23 protein-coding genes are annotated in these 20746 nt (G+C 64.6%); 10 read left to right on the top strand and 13 right to left on the bottom strand.

Annotation, left to right across the window (positions count from 1 at the left end):
* Window positions 1–72 precede the first annotated feature (72 nt).
* Window positions 73–1194 (top strand): nitronate monooxygenase family protein, encoded by a 1122-nt coding sequence (locus tag AB0N05_RS32965; protein ID WP_364701218.1) that lies wholly within the window; start codon window positions 73–75, stop codon window positions 1192–1194.
* A gap of 89 nt (window positions 1195–1283) precedes the next feature.
* On the opposite strand, the gene AB0N05_RS32960 is transcribed toward AB0N05_RS32965, so the two are convergent.
* The gene (locus AB0N05_RS32960; RefSeq protein WP_364701216.1) at window positions 1284–1520 is read right to left on the bottom strand and encodes a hypothetical protein; all 237 of its coding nucleotides are present in this window, start codon (window positions 1518–1520) and stop codon (window positions 1284–1286) included.
* 270 nt (window positions 1521–1790) lie between these two features.
* On the opposite strand from AB0N05_RS32960, the gene AB0N05_RS32955 reads away from it, so the two are divergent.
* A complete protein-coding gene (locus AB0N05_RS32955; protein WP_364701214.1) occupies window positions 1791–2588 on the top strand; it encodes an HNH endonuclease family protein in 798 nt (265 codons plus the stop codon).
* 35 nt (window positions 2589–2623) lie between these two features.
* A complete protein-coding gene (locus AB0N05_RS32950; RefSeq protein ID WP_364701212.1) occupies window positions 2624–2848 on the top strand; it encodes a hypothetical protein in 225 nt (74 codons plus the stop codon).
* Window positions 2849–2912: 64 nt separating this feature from the next.
* On the opposite strand, the gene AB0N05_RS32945 is transcribed toward AB0N05_RS32950, so the two are convergent.
* A complete protein-coding gene (locus AB0N05_RS32945; protein ID WP_364701210.1) occupies window positions 2913–3359 on the bottom strand; it encodes an SRPBCC domain-containing protein in 447 nt (148 codons plus the stop codon).
* A gap of 86 nt (window positions 3360–3445) precedes the next feature.
* Here AB0N05_RS32945 and AB0N05_RS32940 point away from each other — a divergent pair, with 86 nt between their 5' ends.
* Window positions 3446–3976, top strand: coding sequence for an NUDIX domain-containing protein (locus AB0N05_RS32940; protein WP_364701208.1), 531 nt, complete (start codon window positions 3446–3448; stop codon window positions 3974–3976).
* Window positions 3977–4049: 73 nt separating this feature from the next.
* On the opposite strand, the gene AB0N05_RS32935 is transcribed toward AB0N05_RS32940, so the two are convergent.
* The 3 genes from AB0N05_RS32935 to AB0N05_RS32925 form a co-directional block, all read right to left on the bottom strand.
* Window positions 4050–5270: an FAD-dependent oxidoreductase gene (locus AB0N05_RS32935; protein ID WP_364701206.1), complete on the bottom strand. Its 1221-nt coding sequence runs from the start codon at window positions 5268–5270 to the stop codon at window positions 4050–4052.
* Between the two features lie 90 nt (window positions 5271–5360).
* Entirely contained in the window at window positions 5361–6500 is a 1140-nt protein-coding gene (locus AB0N05_RS32930; RefSeq protein ID WP_364701204.1) for a serine hydrolase domain-containing protein, read from the bottom strand.
* A 100-nt stretch (window positions 6501–6600) separates the two neighbouring features.
* Complete coding sequence (locus AB0N05_RS32925; protein WP_364701202.1) at window positions 6601–8016, bottom strand: MFS transporter; 1416 nt, start codon at window positions 8014–8016, stop codon at window positions 6601–6603.
* 185 nt (window positions 8017–8201) lie between these two features.
* On the opposite strand from AB0N05_RS32925, the gene AB0N05_RS32920 reads away from it, so the two are divergent.
* Window positions 8202–8681: a helix-turn-helix domain-containing protein gene (locus tag AB0N05_RS32920; protein WP_364701200.1), complete on the top strand. Its 480-nt coding sequence runs from the start codon at window positions 8202–8204 to the stop codon at window positions 8679–8681.
* Window positions 8682–8746: 65 nt separating this feature from the next.
* Here the strand turns inward: AB0N05_RS32920 and AB0N05_RS32915 are convergent, their stop codons facing one another.
* Entirely contained in the window at window positions 8747–9874 is a 1128-nt protein-coding gene (locus AB0N05_RS32915) for a winged helix DNA-binding domain-containing protein (RefSeq protein WP_364701198.1), read from the bottom strand.
* 73 nt (window positions 9875–9947) lie between these two features.
* Window positions 9948–11114, bottom strand: a complete 1167-nt coding sequence (locus tag AB0N05_RS32910; protein WP_364701196.1) for a thiolase family protein — start codon at window positions 11112–11114, stop codon at window positions 9948–9950.
* 137 nt (window positions 11115–11251) lie between these two features.
* Between AB0N05_RS32910 and AB0N05_RS32905 the strand changes: the two genes are divergently transcribed.
* A complete protein-coding gene (locus AB0N05_RS32905; protein WP_364701194.1) occupies window positions 11252–12010 on the top strand; it encodes a YoaK family protein in 759 nt (252 codons plus the stop codon).
* A 37-nt stretch (window positions 12011–12047) separates the two neighbouring features.
* The gene (locus tag AB0N05_RS32900) at window positions 12048–12650 is read left to right on the top strand and encodes an HdeD family acid-resistance protein (RefSeq protein WP_364701192.1); all 603 of its coding nucleotides are present in this window, start codon (window positions 12048–12050) and stop codon (window positions 12648–12650) included.
* Window positions 12651–12720: 70 nt separating this feature from the next.
* On the opposite strand, the gene AB0N05_RS32895 is transcribed toward AB0N05_RS32900, so the two are convergent.
* From AB0N05_RS32895 to AB0N05_RS32875, 5 genes are read right to left on the bottom strand one after another with little or no spacing between them, the layout of a single operon-like run.
* Window positions 12721–13599: a phosphoribulokinase gene (locus tag AB0N05_RS32895; protein WP_364701190.1), complete on the bottom strand. Its 879-nt coding sequence runs from the start codon at window positions 13597–13599 to the stop codon at window positions 12721–12723.
* A 40-nt stretch (window positions 13600–13639) separates the two neighbouring features.
* Window positions 13640–14716 carry a class 1 fructose-bisphosphatase gene (locus AB0N05_RS32890; protein ID WP_364701188.1) on the bottom strand — a complete coding sequence of 359 codons (1077 nt, stop codon included), beginning with the start codon at window positions 14714–14716 and terminating at the stop codon, window positions 13640–13642.
* A 16-nt stretch (window positions 14717–14732) separates the two neighbouring features.
* Window positions 14733–15803, bottom strand: a complete 1071-nt coding sequence (locus AB0N05_RS32885) for an AAA family ATPase (protein WP_364701186.1) — start codon at window positions 15801–15803, stop codon at window positions 14733–14735.
* A 26-nt stretch (window positions 15804–15829) separates the two neighbouring features.
* The gene (locus AB0N05_RS32880) at window positions 15830–16252 is read right to left on the bottom strand and encodes a ribulose bisphosphate carboxylase small subunit (protein WP_364701184.1); all 423 of its coding nucleotides are present in this window, start codon (window positions 16250–16252) and stop codon (window positions 15830–15832) included.
* A 16-nt stretch (window positions 16253–16268) separates the two neighbouring features.
* Window positions 16269–17726, bottom strand: a complete 1458-nt coding sequence (locus tag AB0N05_RS32875) for a form I ribulose bisphosphate carboxylase large subunit (RefSeq protein WP_364701182.1) — start codon at window positions 17724–17726, stop codon at window positions 16269–16271.
* A gap of 124 nt (window positions 17727–17850) precedes the next feature.
* Between AB0N05_RS32875 and AB0N05_RS32870 the strand changes: the two genes are divergently transcribed.
* Window positions 17851–18726 carry a LysR substrate-binding domain-containing protein gene (locus tag AB0N05_RS32870; protein WP_364701180.1) on the top strand — a complete coding sequence of 292 codons (876 nt, stop codon included), beginning with the start codon at window positions 17851–17853 and terminating at the stop codon, window positions 18724–18726.
* 5 nt (window positions 18727–18731) lie between these two features.
* Here AB0N05_RS32870 and AB0N05_RS32865 read toward each other — a convergent pair whose 3' ends face one another.
* The gene (locus tag AB0N05_RS32865; RefSeq protein WP_364701178.1) at window positions 18732–19625 is read right to left on the bottom strand and encodes an SMP-30/gluconolactonase/LRE family protein; all 894 of its coding nucleotides are present in this window, start codon (window positions 19623–19625) and stop codon (window positions 18732–18734) included.
* A gap of 394 nt (window positions 19626–20019) precedes the next feature.
* On the opposite strand from AB0N05_RS32865, the gene AB0N05_RS32860 reads away from it, so the two are divergent.
* Together AB0N05_RS32860 and AB0N05_RS32855 are read left to right on the top strand one after the other, a co-directional pair.
* The gene (locus tag AB0N05_RS32860) at window positions 20020–20226 is read left to right on the top strand and encodes a hypothetical protein (protein ID WP_364701176.1); all 207 of its coding nucleotides are present in this window, start codon (window positions 20020–20022) and stop codon (window positions 20224–20226) included.
* Window positions 20227–20298: 72 nt separating this feature from the next.
* Window positions 20299–20745, top strand: a complete 447-nt coding sequence (locus tag AB0N05_RS32855) for a nitroreductase/quinone reductase family protein (protein WP_364701174.1) — start codon at window positions 20299–20301, stop codon at window positions 20743–20745.
* The last annotated feature ends 1 nt before the right edge of the window (window position 20746 follow it).

Genomic DNA, 20746 nt, shown 5'->3' with positions numbered 1-20746 from the left:
AAATGTAGAACATGTTCTAACGTGGTGGCAACGACATTCCAGAGCCGGAAAGTTAGAGGAGCCCACCACACCATGCGTACCGAGATCTGCGATCGCCTGGGCATCGATGTCCCCATCTTCGCCTTCACCCACTGCCGCGACGTGGCCGCCGCGGTCAGCAATGCCGGCGGATTGGGCGTGCTCGGCGCGGTCGGGTTCACCGCCGAGCAGCTGGAAGTGGAGTTGCAGTGGCTGGATGAGCATGTGACCGGTGTCTACGGCGTGGACCTGGTTATTCCGTCCAAGTACGAGGGCAAGGGCGTCGAGGGGCTGTCGCCGGAGGAGCTGGAAGCTCAACTGGCCAAACTGGTTCCGCAGGGGCACCGCGATTTCGCGGAGAAGCTGCTCAATGATCACGGCGTGCCGCATCTGCCGCCGGAGGAGCGCCACAATCAGCTGCTGGGCTGGACCGCCACCACGGTCGCCCCGCAGATCGAGGTGATTCTGAAGCACCCCAAGGCCAAGCTGGTCGCCAATGCCCTGGGCACCCCGCCCGATGACGTGATCAAGCAGATCCAGGACTCCGGTCGCCTCATCGGGGCGCTGTGCGGGTCGGTCAAGCACGCGCTCAATCACAAGGCCGCGGGCCTGGACTTCGTGGTCATGCAGGGCACCGAGGGTGGCGGCCACTGTGGCGAGGTCGCTTCCATGGTGTTGTGGCCGCAGGTCGTGGACGCCATCGGGGATATGCCCGCGCTCGCCGCGGGTGGCATCGGCAATGGCCGTCAGGTTGCCGCGGCGCTGGCCATGGGTGCGGCCGGTGCGTGGACCGGGTCGCTGTGGCTGACGGTGGAGGAGGCCAATGTGCCGCCCGCTCAGATGCAGACCTACATCGACGCGACCAGCTCCGACACCGTGCGCTCACGGTCGTGGACCGGCAAGCCCTGCCGCATGCTCAAGAACGACTGGACCGAAGCCTGGGAGCAGACCGACACCCCGAACCCGCTGGGCATGCCCTTGCAGATGATGGTCGCCCTGGATGGCGTCAAGCGTGGCCACCGCTACCCGGAGCAGGCCAAGGACGTGAACTTCAATCCGGTCGGCCAGGTCGTCGGGATGATGAACAAGGTGGAGCGTTCCACCGATGTGGTGCAGCGGCTGATCACCGAGTACCTCGAATCCTGCGAGCGGCTGAACAAACTCAACAACGCCTGATTCCGCATGGATCGTCGCGCCGATCTTGGTGGCGGCGCGACGATCCCGAGAAGTCCGACGCTATCCCCTCTGCGGGATAGCGTTTTTCATCAGCAGAGCGGGTACTTGGATCCGGTGAAGCTGCCGCCCAGCAGACAGGTGAGGAACTTCAGGGCGTCGCCCGCGTAGGAGGCCGAGCCGCTGGCGGATCCGGTGCCGTCGATCTGCTGCGCTGCGGGGGCTTCTTGAGAAAACACAGTGGCTTGGGCCGGGGCGATCAGGACACTCGCGGGGGCGATCAGTGCGGCCGACACGACCAGGGTGCCCAGCATCTTCTTCGAATTCATATGCGACTCCGTTGTTCTCGATCTTGGCGGCAGTCAGTATGTAGGTAGCGTCGTGTTCGCCGACAGCCCCGATTCCTGGGACCCAGGTTCCATGGGCATGTGAGACCTGTCTCCGAACCGACCGTGTGGCTTGCTGTTTCGGGTAGTGGATTGCGACGGTGGTCGGGATATGTTGCAGAATGAGCCGTCACGCACCCCGCTCACCGCCGATGTGTCCCGGGCGCGAGAGCTATTGGAAACCCTCCCGATTCAGAACTGCGGTGGTGAGTCATGGTGAAGCTGCCGAGTTTCGGTAAGTCCAGCGGGACGAAGAAAGCCCTGGGGGCGTTCGTTTCGATCTGCTTCGTGGTGGCGCTGATCGTCGCTGCGGCAGTGCTCGAACATTGGGGCGGCAGCGGGTCGAGCAGCAAGGATACGAATCGATCGGGCGGGCCGGTGGCCACCGCGCAGGAGATGAACGGTCTGCTGACGAAACTCGTAGTGGCGGACGAATTGCCGATGACCGGCTACAGCCGCGAGAAGTTCCCGCACTGGGACACCAATAAGCCCGAGCACGGATTCGGCGACGCCTTCGCTCAGTACAGCCGCTGCACCACCCGCGAAGTCCTGATGCTGCGTGACTCGGTCGGCTCGGTGAAATTGGATCCCGCTACTTGCAAGCTGACCGTCGGCTCCGACGGTGGGTGGCGTGACCAGTACGGGGTGCCCGACAAGAAGACCAACGCGCTCAAGCCCTACAAGTTCACCACCGACTCGGCGGCCATGGACGTCGACCACATTGTGGCGCTGGCCGAAGCGTGGCGTTCGGGTGCCTCCAACAAGGACGACGACACCCGACGCCGGATTGCCAACGACTCCATGAACCTCGTCGCCTCCGACCCGACGGCGAACCGGTCCAAGGGTGATCAGGACCCGTCGACCTATCTGCCCCCGGGCAATTACCGGTGTGGCTATCTCGGGCAGTACCTGAGGGTCAAAGTAAAGTACGGACTGAACGTTGATTCCAAGGAACAAGCCGCGCTGCGCACCGCAGTGAAGGACTGTATCGACCGAGGAGAGTTCACATAGTCGCCATCGTCGAGATCCAGAGCGAAGCAGCCGTGATGACCCGGGAAGAGGGAACGGTTTCGGGGAATCTCGATGTCACACTGGACTATTCCGGTAAGGGACTGGTCCGCTACCGTGGCACGGCTACTTGGTACACCATCGGGAATCTGGAAGACGGGCAACCACAAACCTGGTCCGCCGTCGAAGACCTGGCGGCAGCGATCGAAAACGAAAGCGGTACCCGCGACGCGTTCGGGAATGTCGTACCGTTCGAGGCATGACATCCGCCGCCATTGCGTCGCGGCGAACCGGACTTCCATGGCGGCGGAACTGCCCGCGAAAGAGCTAGCCGCGCACCAGGGTTTCGGCGCGCTGCTTCAGGCCGTCGGTCATGCCATTGAAACCCTTGTGCAGCGCCTTGCTCATCAGGCCGCCGACCACCACTGACAGCGGGCCGTTCAGCTGGAAGTGCGATTCGTAGCGGGTGCGGCCATCGCCCAGCGGAGTCAGGGTGTGCTGCCGAATGCTGCTCAGCAGGCCCAGCGGCGCGGGCTTCATGCCGTAGCTGAATTCACTGCCCGGCGTGTGGGTCTTGATGTATTCACGCTGCGCGCGCGGCTTCGGACCGACCAGGCGCACCTGCATATCGATCGGGGTGCCCGGTTCCAGGGTGGTCTTGCACTCGGGGACGAATGGGTTCCACTCGCCGTAGTTGTCGACGTCGGTGAGCACCTGCCAGACCAGCTCGGCGGGTGCTTCGATCTCCACGGTGTTGTCGATGACGAAGGCCATGTGGGAACCATACTGAAACTGGTTCTACTCGGTGAGGCGGGTATCGGCCCCAGGCGCATCCATCGCGCCCCCGCTACCGTCGACTCATGACCGTCGCCGACCGCTACCCCCTCCTACACACACCCGCCCGCTGGGAATGGGGCGGCCTGGACGTCCAATTCTCCACCGACCTCCCACCCGACGAACTGGTCACCAACATCCACGTATTCGCCTTCGTGAACGACCGCATAGTCCTGTGCCGAGACGCCCGCGACTTCTGGATAGTCCCCGGCGGCACCCGCGAAGCCTCCGAATCCATCCACGACTGCCTGGTCCGCGAACTCGAGGAAGAAGCCGGAGCCGAATTGTCCGGCCCCATCCACCAATTCGGCGCCCACCACGCAATCTCCGACCGCCCAACCCCCTACCGCCCCTGGCAACCCCACCCCCGCAAAGCCTGGCTCTGGTGCACAGCCGATGTTGTCCTCACCGGCCCACCCACCAATCCGGCCGACGCCGAACAAATCCTGGAGGTCCAGGCGTTCCCCCTGAAGGAAGCCCTCCACCTATCCGCCACAGACGGCCCCCACATGCCCGAACTCCTCACCCTGGCAGTAGAAACCCATCAATTGAGGTGACGAGCATGCAATGGTGGCGGGACCTTCTCGACGTTTGCCCCCACCACTGCATGCTCACGGATTTCTCGGCGGGTTATGGGCGGGCGAAGGTGGGGGCTTTTTCTGGGCGGAGGCCTATGCCGCCTATGTAGGCGGATAAACCGGTTAGGGGTGGGATGCGGTTTATTAGGCGGAGGGGGGTGGGGATCTTGGTTAGGGTGCCGTTCAGGCAGGGGCGGATGAGGGTGTTGTGTTCGTTCAGTTGGGATTTTTGGGTGAAGGTGGTGGGGAATTGGCGGCGGCGTTGGACTTTTGCCAGGTGTGCGGAGTTCAGGGTGCCGGTGCGGAGTGGGGTGGCTAGGAGGCGGGCGGCGGCCACTGCGTCTTGGATGGCTAGGTTGACGCCGACTCCGCCTATTGGGGACATGGTGTGGGCGGCGTCGCCAAGGCAGAGGAGGCCGGGGGTGTGCCAGGTGGGGAGGTGGCCCATGGTTACCTCCAGGAGTTTGACGTCGGACCAGGAGTTCAAGGATTGGAGGAGGGTGGCAGGCCAGTCGAAGAGGGTGGCCAGTTCGTCGCGGAGCCATTGGATTCCGTTGGCGCGGAGGCGCTCATCGGCACCCTTGGGGATGAGGTAGGAGGTTTGGTGGTAGTCGCCCCGGTCGAGGGTGACCGCGGCGCGGCCATTGTCGAAGCGGGCGAAGACCTGGGAGTCGTGGCGGTCGCCCGCTTCTTCTGAGGGGATGCGGAACCACCAGACGTCCATGGGAACCTCGTACATGGTTTGGTGCAGCCCGGCGGCGATGCGAGCGGTGGAGTCGCGGCCGTCGCAGGCCAGGACGAGGTCGGTGGCCAGGGTTTCGCTGGCACCATCGGGGGTGCGGAACTCGACGCCGGTCACGCGGCCGGATTCGGTTCGAAGTCCGGTGAATTCGGTGGCCATGCGGAGGGTGAAGGTGGGTTCGGCGCTGGCCGCGTCGGCGAGCAGATCCAGGAAGTCCCACTGCGGAACCATGGCGATGCAGCGATGCCGACCCGGGATGCGGGTGAAGTCGGCGACCACCACGGTGCGGTCCGCGATGCGCATGTGCATTCGCTCGAGTTTGCGCTGCGGGAGGCGGGCGAAGCGCTCCCCCAATCCGAGCTGGTCGAGCAGACGGAGGGTCGAAGGGTGCACGGTGTCACCACGGAAGTCGCGCAGGAAGTCGGAATGCTTCTCGAGGACGGTAACTTTCACTCCGGCGCGGGCCAGTAGCAGGCCCGCCATCATGCCTGCCGGACCGCCGCCGACGACACAGCATTGGGTGAAATCCATTGTCTCAACTCCATTTCCATCACACGGCAAGCTACTACATTGAGTAGTAGCTTGCCCGGGATGGAGGCGCGAGGCAAGGGTGAAATCCGGTCAGGGGCAGAGGGCGTGGCTGATCAGGTCTTTGATGTTCAGCTCGGAGTCCACGCTGTCGGTGATGGTTATGGTTACTGCTCGGCCTTCCTTGGTGGCGCCGGTTATGGTGCTGAAGCCTGTGATGCCGCCGTTGTGGCCGAAATATTGGGTGGGGCAGGTCAGGTCGGTGGAGGCTATGCCTATTCCGTAGCGGGCCTCGAGTTGGGGGTCTTCTGGTTGGAGGGTGAGCATTTCTTGGAGTTGTGGGGTGGGGACTACCTGGGCGGATAGGAGGGCCAGGTAGAAGCGGTTGAGGTCGGCGCCGGTGGAGACGAGGCCTCCGGCGGCCCAGGGGACGGAGGGTTCTGTGCGGGTTACGTCGGTGCGGACGCCGTTGATGGTGGCGTAGCCCTGGGGGTGGGGGGTGCGGAGGTCGAGTTCGCCGGTGGCGGGGAGGTAGGTGCCGGGCAGTCCGTGTGGGGTGGTTATGCGTGCGGCCAGTTCTTCGGAATAGGGGCGGCCCGTTACTTTTTCGATGAGCATGGCCGCGACTATGTAGTTGGTGTTGGTGTACTTGAACCGCGTGCCGGGGGCGAATTGTGCGGGGAGGGTCAGGGCTAGGGCGACCTCTTGGGCGGGGGTGTAGGTGAGGCCTTGGACACCGGCGCGGTATTCGTCTATGTCGGTATCGGTCAATTCCGGTAGGCCGCTGCGGTGTTGGAGGAGTTGGCGGACGGTGATGTTGCGGCCGTCCACGCCATTGCCGGTGAGGAGGCCGGGGAGGTAGGTGTCCACGGGGTCGTCCAAGTGGACTCGGCCTTCGGCGACCAGTTGCAGGGTGATCGAGGCTACGAAGGTTTTGGCGATGCTGCCGACTCGGACTTCCTGGGGTGGGGCCAGGGGGATGGAGGCGTTGGTGGTGCGGTCGGCTACGCCTGCGGTCAGGGTGACGGTCTGGCCGTTCTCGGTCAGAGTCGCGATGACACCGGTGAAGCCGGAGCGGACGAGGGCGTCGATATCGGAGCGGACCTCGCCTACTCGCTTGGGCGACACCGCAACCGGGGTGCTGGTGATTGTCTTCGGCGTGGTGGTCGCCATGGTCGAGCATCCTGCCGCCGCGCCGAGCGCGAGCACTGTCACCATCGGCATGATTCGCATACTCCGACGGTAGGGATCAGGGGCAGGTGAAACATCCGAACTACCCCTGAATCCCACCCTGGGAAACCCTGAGGGTGACCCAGTCTTTCGGCGGATGTGGTTACGCTACCGCGGTAGCTTGCGCAACGGCGGGGCGCGGCATTCGTGCGGCCAATCCGGTCAGACCGGCGGCCGCCGCGGCAATCGCGATCACGTACCAGCCGCGCTGGAACGCCTCGAGCGTCGCATCAGGCCCGATGGGCGAACCCAGAGCGGCCACGAAAACCGCTACGCCGACAGCCAATCCGAGCTGTCGAGCCATGCTCAGCACCGCCGATCCGGTCGCGAAGCGCTGTGGCGGGAGTCCGGCGGTACCGGCCGCGAAGGTCGTCGGCATGGTGAGGCCCACCCCGAGTCCGGTCACCAGCATGCCGCCGAGCAGCCCGCCCGCGTAATCAGGTGTCAGGGTGACAGCCAGTGCCCACCAAACGATTCCGGCCGCGAAGATCACGCCGCCCGCGGCGATGACCGGGCCCGCACCGATCTTGGCAATGAACCGCCCCGCAAGGACGGCCACGATCGGCACGATCAGGGGCCCGGGTGCGATGGCCAGGCCGGTCTTCAAAGCCGACCAGCCCCAGACGTTCTGGGCCCACAGCACCACCGACAACAGCATCCCCGCGAACGCGATATTGAACAGCACCGCATTGCCGACCATGAGCGCGAAGTTCGGCAGGCGCAGCAGAGCCGGATCCACGACCGGACTGTGGTGCCGCCGCGAGGAAGTCACGAACACCGCCGCCAGCACGGCCGCGACGACGAACGACGTGAGAACACCGGTCGAGGTCCAACCCCAATCCGTACCCTTCACCAGCGCCAGGATCAAAGAGGCGACCGCCCCGATCAGGCTCAGCGCCCCGAGCCCGTCCGGCAGCGCGCCACCGTCACCGCGAGTGGACGGCAGCAACCGCCATCCGATGATCAGCGCGACAATCCCGATCGGCACATTCACCAAAAACACCCAGCGCCAATGCACTTCGACGAGCAGGCCACCGAACACCGGCCCGAGCGCGGCTCCCAGACCACCGAACGCCACCCACAGCCGCACCGCCATGGCCCGCTTCTCGGGCGGGGTCGCGGTCAGCACCAAACCGAGCGAGGCCGGGGTGAGCAGTGCCCCGCCGACCGCCTGCAAGACGCGGAATCCGACCAGCGCACCCGTATTCCACGCGACCGCGCACAGCGCCGACCCGAGCACGAAGACACCCAGCCCGACCAGGAAAGTGGTCCGATTACTCCCCCGGTCACCGAGCCGCCCGGCTGGTACCAGTAGCGCCGCGAACACGATCGCGTACGCATTCAGCACCCACGACAGCCCACTGATCTGCGACCCCGCGAAATCCTCCGCGATCTTCGGCAGCGCCACATTCACGATGAACAAATCCAGGCTCGACAGCAGTACTCCGACGGCCACGATGCCCAGCACCACCCGAGAATCGACGGTTCGCCGATCCTCCTGTACTTCAACGCTATTCACTGTTGTCCCTAACTCGCTGATGATTCGGTTATCCCTCGCCAGGACTCATCGACCGTCGCCTCCCAGGCTCGGTCGGCAGTCTCGGTGAGCGCGAACCGTGTTCGCACCGAGGTCCCAGTGAGTTGTTTCATGCAACGGACGATAGGGGAAGTCAGTCTCTTGACGCAACCGACTATGCTGTGAACATGCGCCGCGTCAGCTTCGAGGACATGAACTGTTCGATCGCCCAATGCCTGGAGGCGGTCGGCGAATGGTGGACGCTGCTGATCATCCGGGACGCACTCTTCGGCGTCACCCGCTTCGACGACTTCCGCTCCCGCCTCGGCATCGCCCGCAACGTCCTCACTCAGCGACTGGAACACCTTGTCGCCCAAGGCATCCTGGAGAAGACCCCCTACCAGGACAACCCGGTCCGCTACGACTACAACCTCACCGAGAAGGGCCGCGCCCTCTGGACAGTCGTCACCGCCATGCGGCAGTGGGGCGACGACTGGGCCGCCCCCGACGGCCCACCCATACAATCCACCCACAAATCCTGCGGCCACACCATGACCGTCCAGCCCGCCTGCTCCGAATGCGGCGACCCCGTCCACCTGAAGGAACTCCGCCTACAACTCGGCCCAGGCGCACACGACCCCGACCTGCTCCCCCCGGCCCGCCACTAAAGAGCCATCCCGAGGCCGAAGGCCGAGTAGAGGATCTGCGGCCGAGATGTCTCTAGTTCTTGGTTCTAACCCGAAGTAACCGTCAGACCCGCCTGTCCCAAGGCCCGGGCGACATGCTGCGCTTCGCGCTTCAACTTCGCCATCGGAGCCGGGACCCCGTCGAACATGGATACAGCCAGGCCCTCACCGCTGCTTTCCCAAGTCCCCGCGATCCGTCCATTGACGAGGACCAATGGCGAGATCCAACCCGCCGCCCGACTCACCTTCGACCGGTGTTCCGCAGGCAATAAGGCCGTGTCCCCAGTCCCAGGCCCCAACACGTACTGATCGAACGGCCCAAGAAGATTGACCGAGGCCACAGGTTTCGTAGCCGCCAGCTCGTCGGCATGCTCAGTGAGAATGAACCCGCTCCGGCCTTCAACTTCAACTTCGGTCAGCCGATCCCCCAGGTTCGAAAACCACCGCCGCACAGTAGCTTTCCGTAGAAAGTTACGAGTCAGCCAGGTATCGAAGATGTCCGGCGTGGCCGGGCCGTAGACGCCCAGGTAAGCCGGGATGAGCACAGCGGCAGCATCGTCCGGATCCGGAATCCCGGGCCACTCGGGAATCAGGTGGGCCGGGTTGGCGAAGGTGACCCGATTGCCTTGTGCGGGGCCATGGCACAGGGCACCTTGCCAGGCCAAGGGCTTGAGCATCGAACCCCAGCCGGAGCGAAGGTGCGCCTCGAGCGGGTGAAAGCGCGGTTCGGCGACGATGGCCGCGACCAGTTCCTCACGGGTGAGGACGGTGCCATCGAGGATTTCGCCGACAGCCTTCACCAGTGCCGCGACGTCTTCGGGTGTCGCACCGGCAGCCCTGGTCCAGGCTGGTTTCTCCCAGGTCCGCGCCGACCCCATCAGCGACAGCGCGGCCACCCCGAGCTCCGGAGTGAGCGCATGCAGAGTCCCGCGCATGGCCCAGGTCTTCACCAACTTCCGATCCGCCAGCGCCCGCACCACCGAGCCCGTCTCCCCCGCCGTGCACCGAAGCGCCACAGCGGTTTCCGCGGCCGAAGTCACCTGTGCCTGCACCCCACACAGCCGTTCCGCGACCCCCACGGCATCCACGTCCCCCCGCGGCAGCACGAATTGTCGCCGCATCCGCCAGGCAAAGACCTGATCCCACGAAACCCGCACCGCGCCTCCAGCATCCATATGATCGAAACTCGCGCCAGTTCACCCTACGGACTGGCACCGACACAGGACGCCGGAGACGCGCCTCAATCCCTCAGAGTCGTTCGATAATGGTGGCGTTCGCCAGCCCGCCCGCCTCGCACATGGTCATGAGGCCATAGCGGCCGCCGGTCTGCTCCAAGTGGTTGACCATGGTCGAGAGAATCCGGATGCCGGACGCGCCCAGCGGATGACCGAGGGCGATGGCACCGCCGCGCGGGTTCAACTTGGCGAGATCCGCCCCGACCTCCTGCGCCCACAGCAGCGGCACCGGCGCGAACGCCTCATTGACTTCGTAGGCGTCGATGTCATTGATGGACAGCCCCGCTCGCGCCAGCACCTTGCGGGTGGCGGGCACGACGGCGGTCAGCATGAGCAGCGGATCATCGCCGATCACCGAGAAGGAGTGGAACCGTGCGCGCGGCTTCAGGCCCAGCTGGGCGGCCTTCTCCTCGCTCATGATCAGCGCGGCGGACGCGCCATCGGTGAGCGGCGAGGAGTTGCCGGGGGTGATGGACCATTCGATTTCCGGGAATCGCGCCTTGAATTCGGCATCGGCGAAGGCGGGCTTCAGCCCGGCCAGCCCCTCGACGGTCGTCGTCGCGCGAATGGTTTCGTCGGCGGTCAAAGTCCCCGCGGCCACGATCTCGTTATCGAATCCACCGTTCGCGGCGGTCTGCGCGGCCAGCCGATGTGACCGTGCCGCAAACTCATCCAGCGCATTCCTGTCGAACTTCCATCGCGCCGAGATGACCTCGGCCGCAATCCCCTGCTGCACCAGCCCATCCGGATACCGATGCGCGATCGGCCCGCGATTGGCGTCCTTACCCTGCGCATTCGAGAACATGGGCGCCCGCGACATGGATTCCACACCGCACGCGATGGCAATGTCATAAGCCCCCGACATCACCCCCTGCGCGGCGAAGTGCGCGGCCTGCTGGCTCGATCCGCACTGCCGATCCACTGTGGTGGCCGGCACAGACTCCGGGAATCCCGCCGCCAGCACCGCGGTACGCGAGATATTGAACGCCTGCTCGCCACTTTGCGTGACGCAACCGCCGATCACATCATCGACCAGCGCGGGATCGATTCCGGTGCGTTCGACCAGCGATTCGAGCACCCCGGAGAGCAGTGTCGCGGGATGCACTTCAGACAGTCCACCACCAATTTTGCCCTTGCCCGAGGGTGTGCGGACGACGTCGACAATGACGGCGGAGGTCATGGCTTCTCCTTGTTCGCGCTACCTGACCGGATGAGAATTCCGGTTAACATATGCACTGTACCGCACCCTCGGCGTGAGGTCAGCCGTCGCTTTTCACCTCCCTGATCGATAGCTGATCCATTGCTAGCCTGGTCGTCATGACCTCCACCGATGTCGATTCCCCGAGCCCCTTCTGGGATCTGGAGGCGCGTCTGTCCACGGCGCTCCTGATGCTGGCGGGCTTCGTCGGCGCTGCCGCCTATGCGCATTCGGCCGGTTACTTCGTCACCTTCATGACCGGCAATACCGAGCGCGCGATCATCGGCAGCTTCGTCGGCGACCACACCATCGCGAAGAGCGCCGCGCTGCTCATTGTCTGCTTCCTGGCCGGTGTCTTCTTCGCCTCGCTGTGCCGGCGCTTCTGGTGGCACAACCATCCGCACGGCGCGACCATGCTCACGACCGCTGCCCTCATCTGCGCGGTCATCGCCGACACCATTCAGGAGAGGCACGAGGTCGGCATCGGTCTCGCGCCAATCCTGTTCGTGGCCTTCGGAATGGGCGCGCTCAATACCTCGTTCGTGAAGAACGGCGAGGTGGCGATTCCGGTGTCGTATGTGACGGGCACGCTGGTCAAGTTCATGCAGGGCGTCGAGCGGCATGTGGCGGGCGGCGGCACCGTGCGCGATTGGCTGGGTTACGCCGTGCAATACGCCTCGTTCGCGTGTGGCGCGCTCATCGGCGGTTTGGTGAGCCTGGTGGTGGATGGCCCATTCATGCTGGATGCCGCGGTGATCGGATCGGCCCTGGTCGCGGTGTATACCTGGCGTGCGGACATTCGCTGGGTTCGACGGCAGCAATCGCGGAAAGTGAAGGCGGTCGACGCGGATCACAACCCCGCAACACCGAGCAAATAAACCGCAAAGCCCTCTAACTGGGCATATTCTCCAAATCATGACAACCAGCAAAGAGGAAGTTTTCGAAGGGCCGGTTCATGCTCTGGCCCGGAGTGCTTGGCAGTCGATCCTGGTCACCGGCGTCCTGTCCATCGTTCTCGGAATCCTGATCCTCGCGTGGCCAGGTAAGACCATCCTGGTTGCGGGCATCCTCTTCGGCGTCTACCTGGTCGTGTCCGGTGTACTCCAGCTCATCGCCGCATTCGGGATGCACCTCAGCCCCGGGATGCGGATTCTCTTTTTCGTGAGCGCCATTCTTTCGCTGATCCTGGGCTTTCTGTGTTTCCACGATTGGCATGAGAAGGGCGAGGCCACGGCGGTTCTGCTGCTGGCCATCTGGATCGGCATCAGCTGGATCTTCCGCGGTGTGAGTTCGCTACTCGTCGGGATATCGGCGGACGGCGTGCCGGGCCGCGGCTGGATGATCTTCTTCGGCATCGTGCTGGTGGCCGGCGGCGGCATCCTGATCGCCTCGCCGTTCACCTCGATCGTCGCGTTGACGCTGGTGGCGGGCTGGTGGCTGATCGTCATCGGCATCATGGAGATCGTCTCCGCGTTCCAGGTGAAGAGTGCGGCCAAGGATGTTCCGGCCGACGCCTGATTCCAGTACCCCATCCGGCGGCTGCCTCGACTCGAGGCGGTCGCCGGTTTTCTTTTGGGCGGACCAGCTTTCAGCGCAGCCGCTTCGGCCGCTTATCCATCAGCCGCAGGATCAGTGGCGTGAAGATGAGCTGCATGGCCAAGTCCATCTTGCCGCCAGGCACGACAATGCTGTTGGGCCGCGACATGAACGAATCATGCAGCATGGACAGCAGATACGGGAAGTCGATCACCTTCGGGTCGGCGAATCGGATCACCACGAAACTCTCGTCCGCGGTCGGAATGGTCCGGGCGGTAAACGGATTCGAGGTGTCCACCGTTGGTACACGCTGGAAATTCACATAGGTCCGGGAGAACTGTGGACAGATATGCTTCACGTAGTCGGGCATGCGCCGCAGAATGGTGTCGATGATGGCTTCGCTGGAGTAGCCGCGTTCGGTCTTGTCGCGGTGCACCTTCTGAATCCACTCGAGATTCACGATGGGCACCACGCCGACCAGCAGATCGGTATAGCGGCCGCAATCGACGCCATCGGTCACCCCGGCACCGTGCAGGCCCTCATAGAACAGCAGGTCACTGCCCGGTGACAGCTCCTCCCACGGCGTGAATGTCCCCGGCGGCTGCCCGTACGGTTTCGCTTCCCCGTCATCGTGCAGATATCGGCGCACCGTGCCGACCCCGGTTTCCCCGTAGTCGCGGAACAAGGCCTCCAGCTCCTTCAGCAGATTCGCCTCCGGCCCGAAATGCGAGAAGTGCAGATTCCGAGTCTGTTCGGCTTCGGCCATGGCCAGCTGCATCTCGTTGCGGTCGTAGCGATGGAACGAATCCCCTTCCACGATGGCCGCGGTGATTCCCTCGCGGCGGAATATCTCCTGGAAGGTTCGCGTGACACTGGTCGTCCCCGCACCGGACGACCCGGTGATCGCGACCACGGGATGTTTGACCGACATGGCACCTCCTCGATTGTCGGACAACGAATTACGACATCACTCAGCGCCCCGCCGAACGGAACAGCGAGCGCGTCCCGAACAGCGAGGCGTCGAATACGGGCCCCTCCTCCGGCTCCCGGTGATAGCGCTCGATGCGCTGAACTTCGTTCCGGGAACCGAAGATGAATGGAATCTTCTGATGCAGCGCCTCCGGCTGCACCTGAAGCACCCGCTCATGCCCGGTAATGGCCGCTCCCCCAGCCTGTTCGACAATGAAGGCGATCGGATTCGCCCCGTACAGCAATGACACCCGTCCGGGCCGCGCCGGATGCCGGGTATCGCGCGGATACATGTACAGCCCGCCGCGCGTCAGAATGTGGAATGTATCGGCCACCAGCGAGGCGACCCACCGCATATTGAAATCCCGCCCCCGAGGCCCCTCCACGCCCTCCAGGCATTCGTGCACATACCGCCGCACGGGCCGCTCCCAGAATCGCTCATTGGCGGCATTGATCGCGAATCCCGAAGTGTCCTCGGGAATCCGCATGCGCGGATGCGTGAGCACGAACGCCCCCACTTCGCGGTCGAGAGTGAACCCATCCACGCCATTCCCGGTCGTGAGCACCAGCATGGTCGCGGGACCGTACAGCGTGAACCCCGCACACACCTGCTGCATGCCCGGCTGCAGGAAGTCGTCCCCCTCCGGCTCCCGCCCATCCTCGGGTGCCCGCAGCACACTGAATATCGTTCCCACCGGCAAATTCACGTCGATATTGCTCGAGCCGTCCAGCGGATCGAATGCCAGCAGATACTTGCCCCGCCGATACTCCGTCGGCACCGCGTGAATCCCACTCATCTGCTCGGACAGCAGCGCCGACAAGGGCCCGGTCCACTGACTTTCGGCCACCATCACGTCGTGTGCGATGGCATCCATCTTGCGATGCACGGTGATAGGCAGATTGTCGGCCTCGGCCGCGCCCAGCGATCCCACGATCGCGCCCCGGGTCACCTGGTTGGCAATGATTTTGGTGGCGGTGGCGAGCACGTTCAGCAAGGCCGAGAACTCCCCGGACGATCCGGGATGGCGATGCTCCTGCTCAATGGTGTACCGGGTGAGGGTCTTCAATCCTTCGGGCATACGCCTGCTCATTTCCTCACTGGGAAGCCCCCTCCGCTGCGGGGGCGTCGCCGAACACACTGCTGCCGTAGACGTCGCTGTCCGTCAGGGTGATCAGATCGGTGCGGCTGACCGGCCGGTGCAGTTCGACCAGGCGTTTGGCTTGGCGCAGCCGGCAGCGGTCGAGGGCATTGCGCACGCTGCGGGCATTGGCGAAGCGCGGGCGGGTCATGCGCAGTTGGAGGTAGTGCGAGAACGCGTGGGCCGCAGGCTCATCGAAGCGGAAGTTCTCCTGGCGAACCATGAGATCGGCGATGGCCACGAGTTCGGCGTGGGTGTAGTCGGGGAACTCGATGTGGTGGGCGACGCGCGAGGACAGGCCGGGATTGGCGGAGAAGAAAGTCTCCATGCGATCCGGGTAGCCCGCGAAGATGACCACCAGGCTGGTGCGCTCGTTCTCCATTTCCTGGAGCAGGATTTCGATGACCTCCTGCCCGTAGTCGCGCTCGTTCTCCGGGCGGAACAGGTAGTACGCCTCATCGATGAACAGGACGCCCCCGGCGGCTTTGGCGAGGGCTTCCTTGGTCTTGGGCGCGGTGTGGCCGATGAACTGGCCGACCAGGTCGTCACGGGTGACCGTGTGCACCTTGGGTTTGCGGATGTAGCCGAGGGCGTGCAGCATCTCGGCCATGCGCAGGGCGACGGTGGTTTTGCCGGTGCCAGGGCCGCCGGTGAAGCTCATGTGCATGGTGGGGCGAGTGGCCTGCAGGCCGAATCGCTGGCGGGCGCGGTCGATGAGCAATAGCGCGGCGATCTCGCGCACGCGGCGCTTCACATTGGCCAGGCCGACCAGTTCGGCATCGAGCCGAGTCAGGGTGTCTTCGACATCCTTGCCCGCGATATCCGTGGACAGGTCGAGCAGCGCATCGTCGGCCAAAGGAGTCAGGTGGTCGGCCGCCGCCGAATCCCCTGGTCGGGGATCCTCGGCGGCCGTACCGTGCAACGGGCCGGGGCTCGTGGCCCCGGGCCGATGCATCTGGAAGCCACCGCCCGGGCGACCGGGTGCAGGTTCCCGGCCGTTCGGTGTCGCGGGGCGTTCCGCGCTCACAATAGACCTTCCGTTACCAAAGGCATTCAGCCGCCGTACCTTTCACCAGGACGAGCGTCCAGTGCATAGGGATGAAAGCCGTAATTCTGGCGTCGGTCATTGGTGTCGGTGCGGTCCAGCCGGAAGCCGGGTTCCTCGGCGGGCCGCTGCACCAGGAAGCTCAATGCCGTGGTCTGCCTGCCATAGGAGGCGTCGTAGGCATTGACCCGAATGTAGTGCCGCGGGAATGTGGCCCGGCAGGCGTTGATCTCGGCGACCACGCCATCGGGCTCGTCCAGATCGAACAGCGGCAGGCCCCACATCTCCCAGTACACATTGCGCGGATGCGGATCGTCGGTGTACTCGATGGACACCGGCCAGTTATTGAGCAGCGCATACCTGACCTGGGCGGCGATATCGGCATCGCTGAAGTCGGGCAGATGCGAGAAGGTGCCGTGACGCAGATGCATTGCGGTTCCTCGTCTTTCAGTGCGTGACCGTGGGCACGGCGTCGGGGGCGTCGGTCGATGTGTACTCGAAGGTGACATCGCCCCAGACGGCGAGGGCGGCCTCGAGCGGCTTGCAGAGTTCGGCCGCGCGGCGCAGCACGTCAGGGCCTTCCTTGAGGAGATCGCGGCCTTCATTGCGGGCCTTCACGACTGCCTCCAGGGCGACGCGGTTGGCTTCCGCGCCCGCGGCGATGCCCATCGGGTGCCCGATGGTGCCGCCGCCGAATTGCAGGCACACATCGTCGCCGAACAGGTCGAGCAGTTGATGCATCTGCCCGGCGTGAATGCCGCCCGAGGCCACCGGCAGGACGCCGGGCAGGCTGGCCCAGTCCTGGTCGAAGAAGATGCCATTGCGCGGGTTCATCGGAATGTGGTTGTCGCGCAAGGTGTCATAGAAGCCCTTGACCGTGTGCGGATCGCCCTCGAGCTTGCCGATGACAGTGCCCGCGTGCAGGTGATCGACGCCGATCAACCGGCACCACTTGGCCAACACCCGGAAGCTCACGCCGTGCGTCTTCTGCCGCGTGTAGGTGGAATGCCCGGCCCGATGCAGGTGCAGCAGCATGCCATTGCGGCGCGCCCACTTCGACATGGACTGCATGGCCGTGTAGCCGACGGTCAGATCCATCATGATGATCACGCTGCCGAGGGATTTCGCGAACTCGGCGCGCTCGTACATGTCCTCCATGTCGGCGGCGGTGACATTGAGGTAATGCCCCTTCAGCTCACCGGTTTCCGCGGTCGCGCGATTGACGCCCTCCATGGCGTACAGGTAGCGGTCGCGCCAGCGCATGAACGGCTGCGAATTGATGTTCTCGTCATCCTTGGTGAAATCGAGGCCGCCCTTGCAGGCCTCGTACACCACGCGGCCGTAGTTGCGCGCCGAGAGACCGAGTTTCGGTTTCACCGTCGCACCGAGCAGTGGGCGGCCGTATTTGTTCAGGTATTCCCGTTCCATGACGATTCCGTGCGGCGGACCCTGAAAGGTCTTCACATACGCCACGGGAATTCGCATATCCTCCAGGCGCAAAGCCTGTAATGGCTTGAAACCGAATACATTTCCGATGACCGAGGAGGTCAGATTGGTGATCGAACCCTCCTCGAAGAGGTCGATATCATAAGCCACATAGGCGAAGTACTCCCCCGCCCGGCCCGGCACCTCCTCGACCCGGTAGCACTTTGCCTGGTAACGGTCGTGAGCGGTCAACCGGTCGGTCCACACGACCGTCCAGGTGGCCGTGGAGGATTCGCCCGCGACGGCAGCCGACGCCTCGATCGGGTCCACGCCCGGCTGCGGCGTCACCCGGAACACGGCCAGGACATCGGTGTCCCTGGGCTGATAGTCGGGGGCGTAGTATCCCATCGAGGCATACGAGTGCACGCCCGGATCCCACCGGCCGCGCGCGCCATCCTGGTCATCGGCAGCTCCGGCCATCTTTCCTCCTGCGAACGGGGTTGGGCCACTTGTGTTTCCCAGGATGACGGCGGTGTTATCGACAAACAATTCGATTGTTCCTGGTCTCACTCAACTATTTCGTCGTGTTTGATACCGTTTGAAGATGGGTACGGTGAGCGCGGTGCGAATGGAAACCTTTCTCGCCGTAGCCCGGCACAGCAGCATCCGGCGTGCGGCCGCGCAGTTGCACATCACCGAAGCGGCCGCTTCCGCGGCAGTTGCGCACATAGAAAAACAGTTGGGTGCCAAACTGATTGCGAAATCCGGTCGCGGTATTGCGCTCACAGAAGCCGGGCGCGTCTACGCCGACTACTGCCGCAGCATCCTCGGGCTGATGAAGGAAGCGCATGCGGCCGTGCGGGAGGCCGAAACGGGGCGGCTGCGCATCGGGGTGGTGGCCACGGCGGGCGAATACGTGCTGCTGCGGCTGCTGGCGACCTTCCGGAACCGCTACCCGGAGATCGAACTGGGCCTGTCCATCCAGCCTCGGGACGTGCTGTTCCTCGAATTGACCCACCACGAAACGGATCTCGTCGTAGCCGGTCGTCCACCGCGCGATGGCGGCCTGGTCACCCGCGCCCGCCGCCCCAGCCAGCTGGTCGTGGTCGGCGCACCCGGCCGCTGGCCTGACCCCTGCGAGGCGACCTGGCTGCTGCGCGGCACCGGCTCTGGCACTCGGGACACCACACTCGCCCTGTTCGACCGGCTACAGATCCGCCCGCCGACCCTCACCCTCGGCACCCACGGCGCGGCCCTGGCGGCTGCCCGGGAAGGCCTGGGCATCACCCTGATTCACTCCGATGCGATCGAATCGGACGTGGCCGATCACTACCTGGAGGTCGTCCCGGTGGAAGGCACCCCCTTGAACCGTCCCTGGCACGCCGTGACCACCCGGACACCGACGCCCGCCGCGCGCCTGTTCCTCTCCCATATCACCGACCCTGATCGAGTGGGAGACAAAGCGTTTCGTGCCGCCTGATCCGCTCAACGCGGGGTAAGCCGAGTGACCGTACCCAGGTAGCTGCTGACATACAGGGAATTCCGATCCCAACCCGGACCACTCCCGAACTGCACCCCGGTGCTCAATGGCAGGTTTTCCGCGACCGTGCACCACCGCCCGGCGTCCGGGTCCACCCGAACCACCTTGCCGCCCACACTGAATGCGATATACACCTTGCCGTCCGGCCCGATGGTGAGGCCATCGGCCGCATTCAAGGGTCCGAATCCAGGCAGCTCGAACCGCGTAGGCTCCTCCGGCCGAGCCGTATCGACCATCGCGAGCACCGTCACCGAATCGAAGGTCGTCGACACGTAAAGGCGTTGCCGCGCAGCATCATAGGCAATCCCATTGGTGGAGGTCACCGCCGAGGAGTACGGCCCCGCCGAGACTCCGCCCCGCACCCGCATCAGCCGGGTGTCGTCCCCCATATCGCTGGTGACCACGAAATCACCATCCGGCAATTGCGCCAGCCCATTGGGCACCCGCAGACCACCGGCAATGGTCCGCACCGCCCCACTGTCCAAATCGACGGACTGAATGCCACCGGGACTCCCGGAGAACTTCGCCTGCAAACTCAGCCCTGTAGTGAAAAACGCGGTATCCCCGACAATGCTGATTTTTCCCGCCCCATTCACATCCGCCAGCACGGTGCTGCGCTCCCCTTCAGCCCCCAACCGCCGTATGCCGCCCCCGGTTCCGCTGACAGCCTGCTCGGACAGCAGCATCCCGCCCCGCCCGTCGAACCCCAGGCTCTCCAACATCCCGTATCCGCTGGCAACCTGACTGGCCGTCCACACGCCACACTGATCCGCACCGGCAGGCGCGGCATGTCCCGCCCCCGCGAACGCCGTGAGCGCGACCCCCATCGAAGCCGTCACCAGTACGCGAACTGTCGATCTCCGAACTCCCACGTGGGCACGCTAACCGACAATTCCGACCACCTGCGTCAATTTCCCGTCGAATTGTCAAACAGCACAACACATCACCCGAATGATTCGCCCCGAATCATCCCATTCCACATGACCGGTCCCCCCGTTTCGAACTTGGCACGATCCGTCACACCCTCGACAGTCGCGTATGCCCGAATTGCCTGATCAGGCCCCATTACAGTGGTCGACGGTCCGGGGGGTGTGGGCACTGCCCGGACCAGATCGAGGGGTGGAGGTCTCGCCCGAACTCCCGGTGGCTAGCTCTTGGTCCGGGCGTGACCTTCACTACCGCAACACCCCGGTCGACACCGGGCGCAGGGTGGTGGCGAGAGGCGGGGGAAGGGTGACGAGCGCGCAGCAACTGCTGGCCGAGATCCTGCGGCGCTACGGAACCGTGGACGCCTTCTGCGCCCAACTCCGCCGTACCCTGACCGACCCCGAAGACCCGACCCCCGAACTCCCCCCAACGGTCGCCGCCTGCACCGACTTCAGCAGCCCCTGGCCCGAACCCACCCCCGGCGGCCGCCACCGCCGCCCGGAATCGGACTGACACCTACCCGATCGACCCGTAACAAACCAAAGCGACCTCCCGACAACCGTTTTCGACAGGGAGGAAACAAAAATGGCACAAACCCCGGAGCAGTTCCGCCGGAAGGTCGCGAAATTCAACAAAGTGATCGTCGGATTGCACAGGATGGGAATCGCCCTGGGCCCGCAGGCCTTGATCACCGTGCCCGGCCGCCACAGCGGCCAAATGCGCACCGCACCCATCGCGGTGGTCCCCATCGCCGGACAGCGCTACATCTTCCAGGCCTATCCGAAAGCCGCCTGGGTCGCGAATGTCCGTGCGGCAGAGTCGGTCACCCTCTCCCGAGGCCGCCGATCCTCAACGGTCCGCCTGGTCGAACTCCCGCTGGAGGAGCGCCGGGTGATCCTGCACCAGCACATTACGAACAGCCCCGCCCGAGTCGGCAAGATGCTGGTCACCACCGGCCTCGTCGATACCCCGACCCCCGAGGCAGTGGCCGCCGCGGCGGAGCGCATCGCGGTGTTCAGGATCGAATCATGAG

Source organism: Nocardia sp. NPDC051030 (assembly GCF_040683015.1).
Taxonomy (GTDB): Bacteria; Actinomycetota; Actinomycetes; order Mycobacteriales; family Mycobacteriaceae; genus Nocardia.
The sequence above is the reverse complement of the archived record's forward strand: the minus strand, read 5'-3'. Positions and strand labels throughout refer to the sequence as shown.

Coding starts and splice junctions, on each gene's coding strand:
- AB0N05_RS32965 (WP_364701218.1), top strand. CDS start 73: ATGCGTACCGAGATCTGCGATCGCCTGGGCATCGATGTCCCCATCTTC.
- AB0N05_RS32960 (WP_364701216.1), bottom strand. CDS start 1,520: ATGAATTCGAAGAAGATGCTGGGCACCCTGGTCGTGTCGGCCGCACTG.
- AB0N05_RS32955 (WP_364701214.1), top strand. CDS start 1,791: ATGGTGAAGCTGCCGAGTTTCGGTAAGTCCAGCGGGACGAAGAAAGCC.
- AB0N05_RS32950 (WP_364701212.1), top strand. CDS start 2,624: ATGACCCGGGAAGAGGGAACGGTTTCGGGGAATCTCGATGTCACACTG.
- AB0N05_RS32945 (WP_364701210.1), bottom strand. CDS start 3,359: ATGGCCTTCGTCATCGACAACACCGTGGAGATCGAAGCACCCGCCGAG.
- AB0N05_RS32940 (WP_364701208.1), top strand. CDS start 3,446: ATGACCGTCGCCGACCGCTACCCCCTCCTACACACACCCGCCCGCTGG.
- AB0N05_RS32935 (WP_364701206.1), bottom strand. CDS start 5,270: ATGGATTTCACCCAATGCTGTGTCGTCGGCGGCGGTCCGGCAGGCATG.
- AB0N05_RS32930 (WP_364701204.1), bottom strand. CDS start 6,500: ATGCGAATCATGCCGATGGTGACAGTGCTCGCGCTCGGCGCGGCGGCA.
- AB0N05_RS32920 (WP_364701200.1), top strand. CDS start 8,202: ATGCGCCGCGTCAGCTTCGAGGACATGAACTGTTCGATCGCCCAATGC.
- AB0N05_RS32915 (WP_364701198.1), bottom strand. CDS start 9,874: ATGGATGCTGGAGGCGCGGTGCGGGTTTCGTGGGATCAGGTCTTTGCC.
- AB0N05_RS32910 (WP_364701196.1), bottom strand. CDS start 11,114: ATGACCTCCGCCGTCATTGTCGACGTCGTCCGCACACCCTCGGGCAAG.
- AB0N05_RS32905 (WP_364701194.1), top strand. CDS start 11,252: ATGACCTCCACCGATGTCGATTCCCCGAGCCCCTTCTGGGATCTGGAG.
- AB0N05_RS32900 (WP_364701192.1), top strand. CDS start 12,048: ATGACAACCAGCAAAGAGGAAGTTTTCGAAGGGCCGGTTCATGCTCTG.
- AB0N05_RS32895 (WP_364701190.1), bottom strand. CDS start 13,599: ATGTCGGTCAAACATCCCGTGGTCGCGATCACCGGGTCGTCCGGTGCG.
- AB0N05_RS32890 (WP_364701188.1), bottom strand. CDS start 14,716: ATGCCCGAAGGATTGAAGACCCTCACCCGGTACACCATTGAGCAGGAG.
- AB0N05_RS32880 (WP_364701184.1), bottom strand. CDS start 16,252: ATGCATCTGCGTCACGGCACCTTCTCGCATCTGCCCGACTTCAGCGAT.
- AB0N05_RS32875 (WP_364701182.1), bottom strand. CDS start 17,726: ATGGCCGGAGCTGCCGATGACCAGGATGGCGCGCGCGGCCGGTGGGAT.
- AB0N05_RS32870 (WP_364701180.1), top strand. CDS start 17,851: ATGGGTACGGTGAGCGCGGTGCGAATGGAAACCTTTCTCGCCGTAGCC.
- AB0N05_RS32855 (WP_364701174.1), top strand. CDS start 20,299: ATGGCACAAACCCCGGAGCAGTTCCGCCGGAAGGTCGCGAAATTCAAC.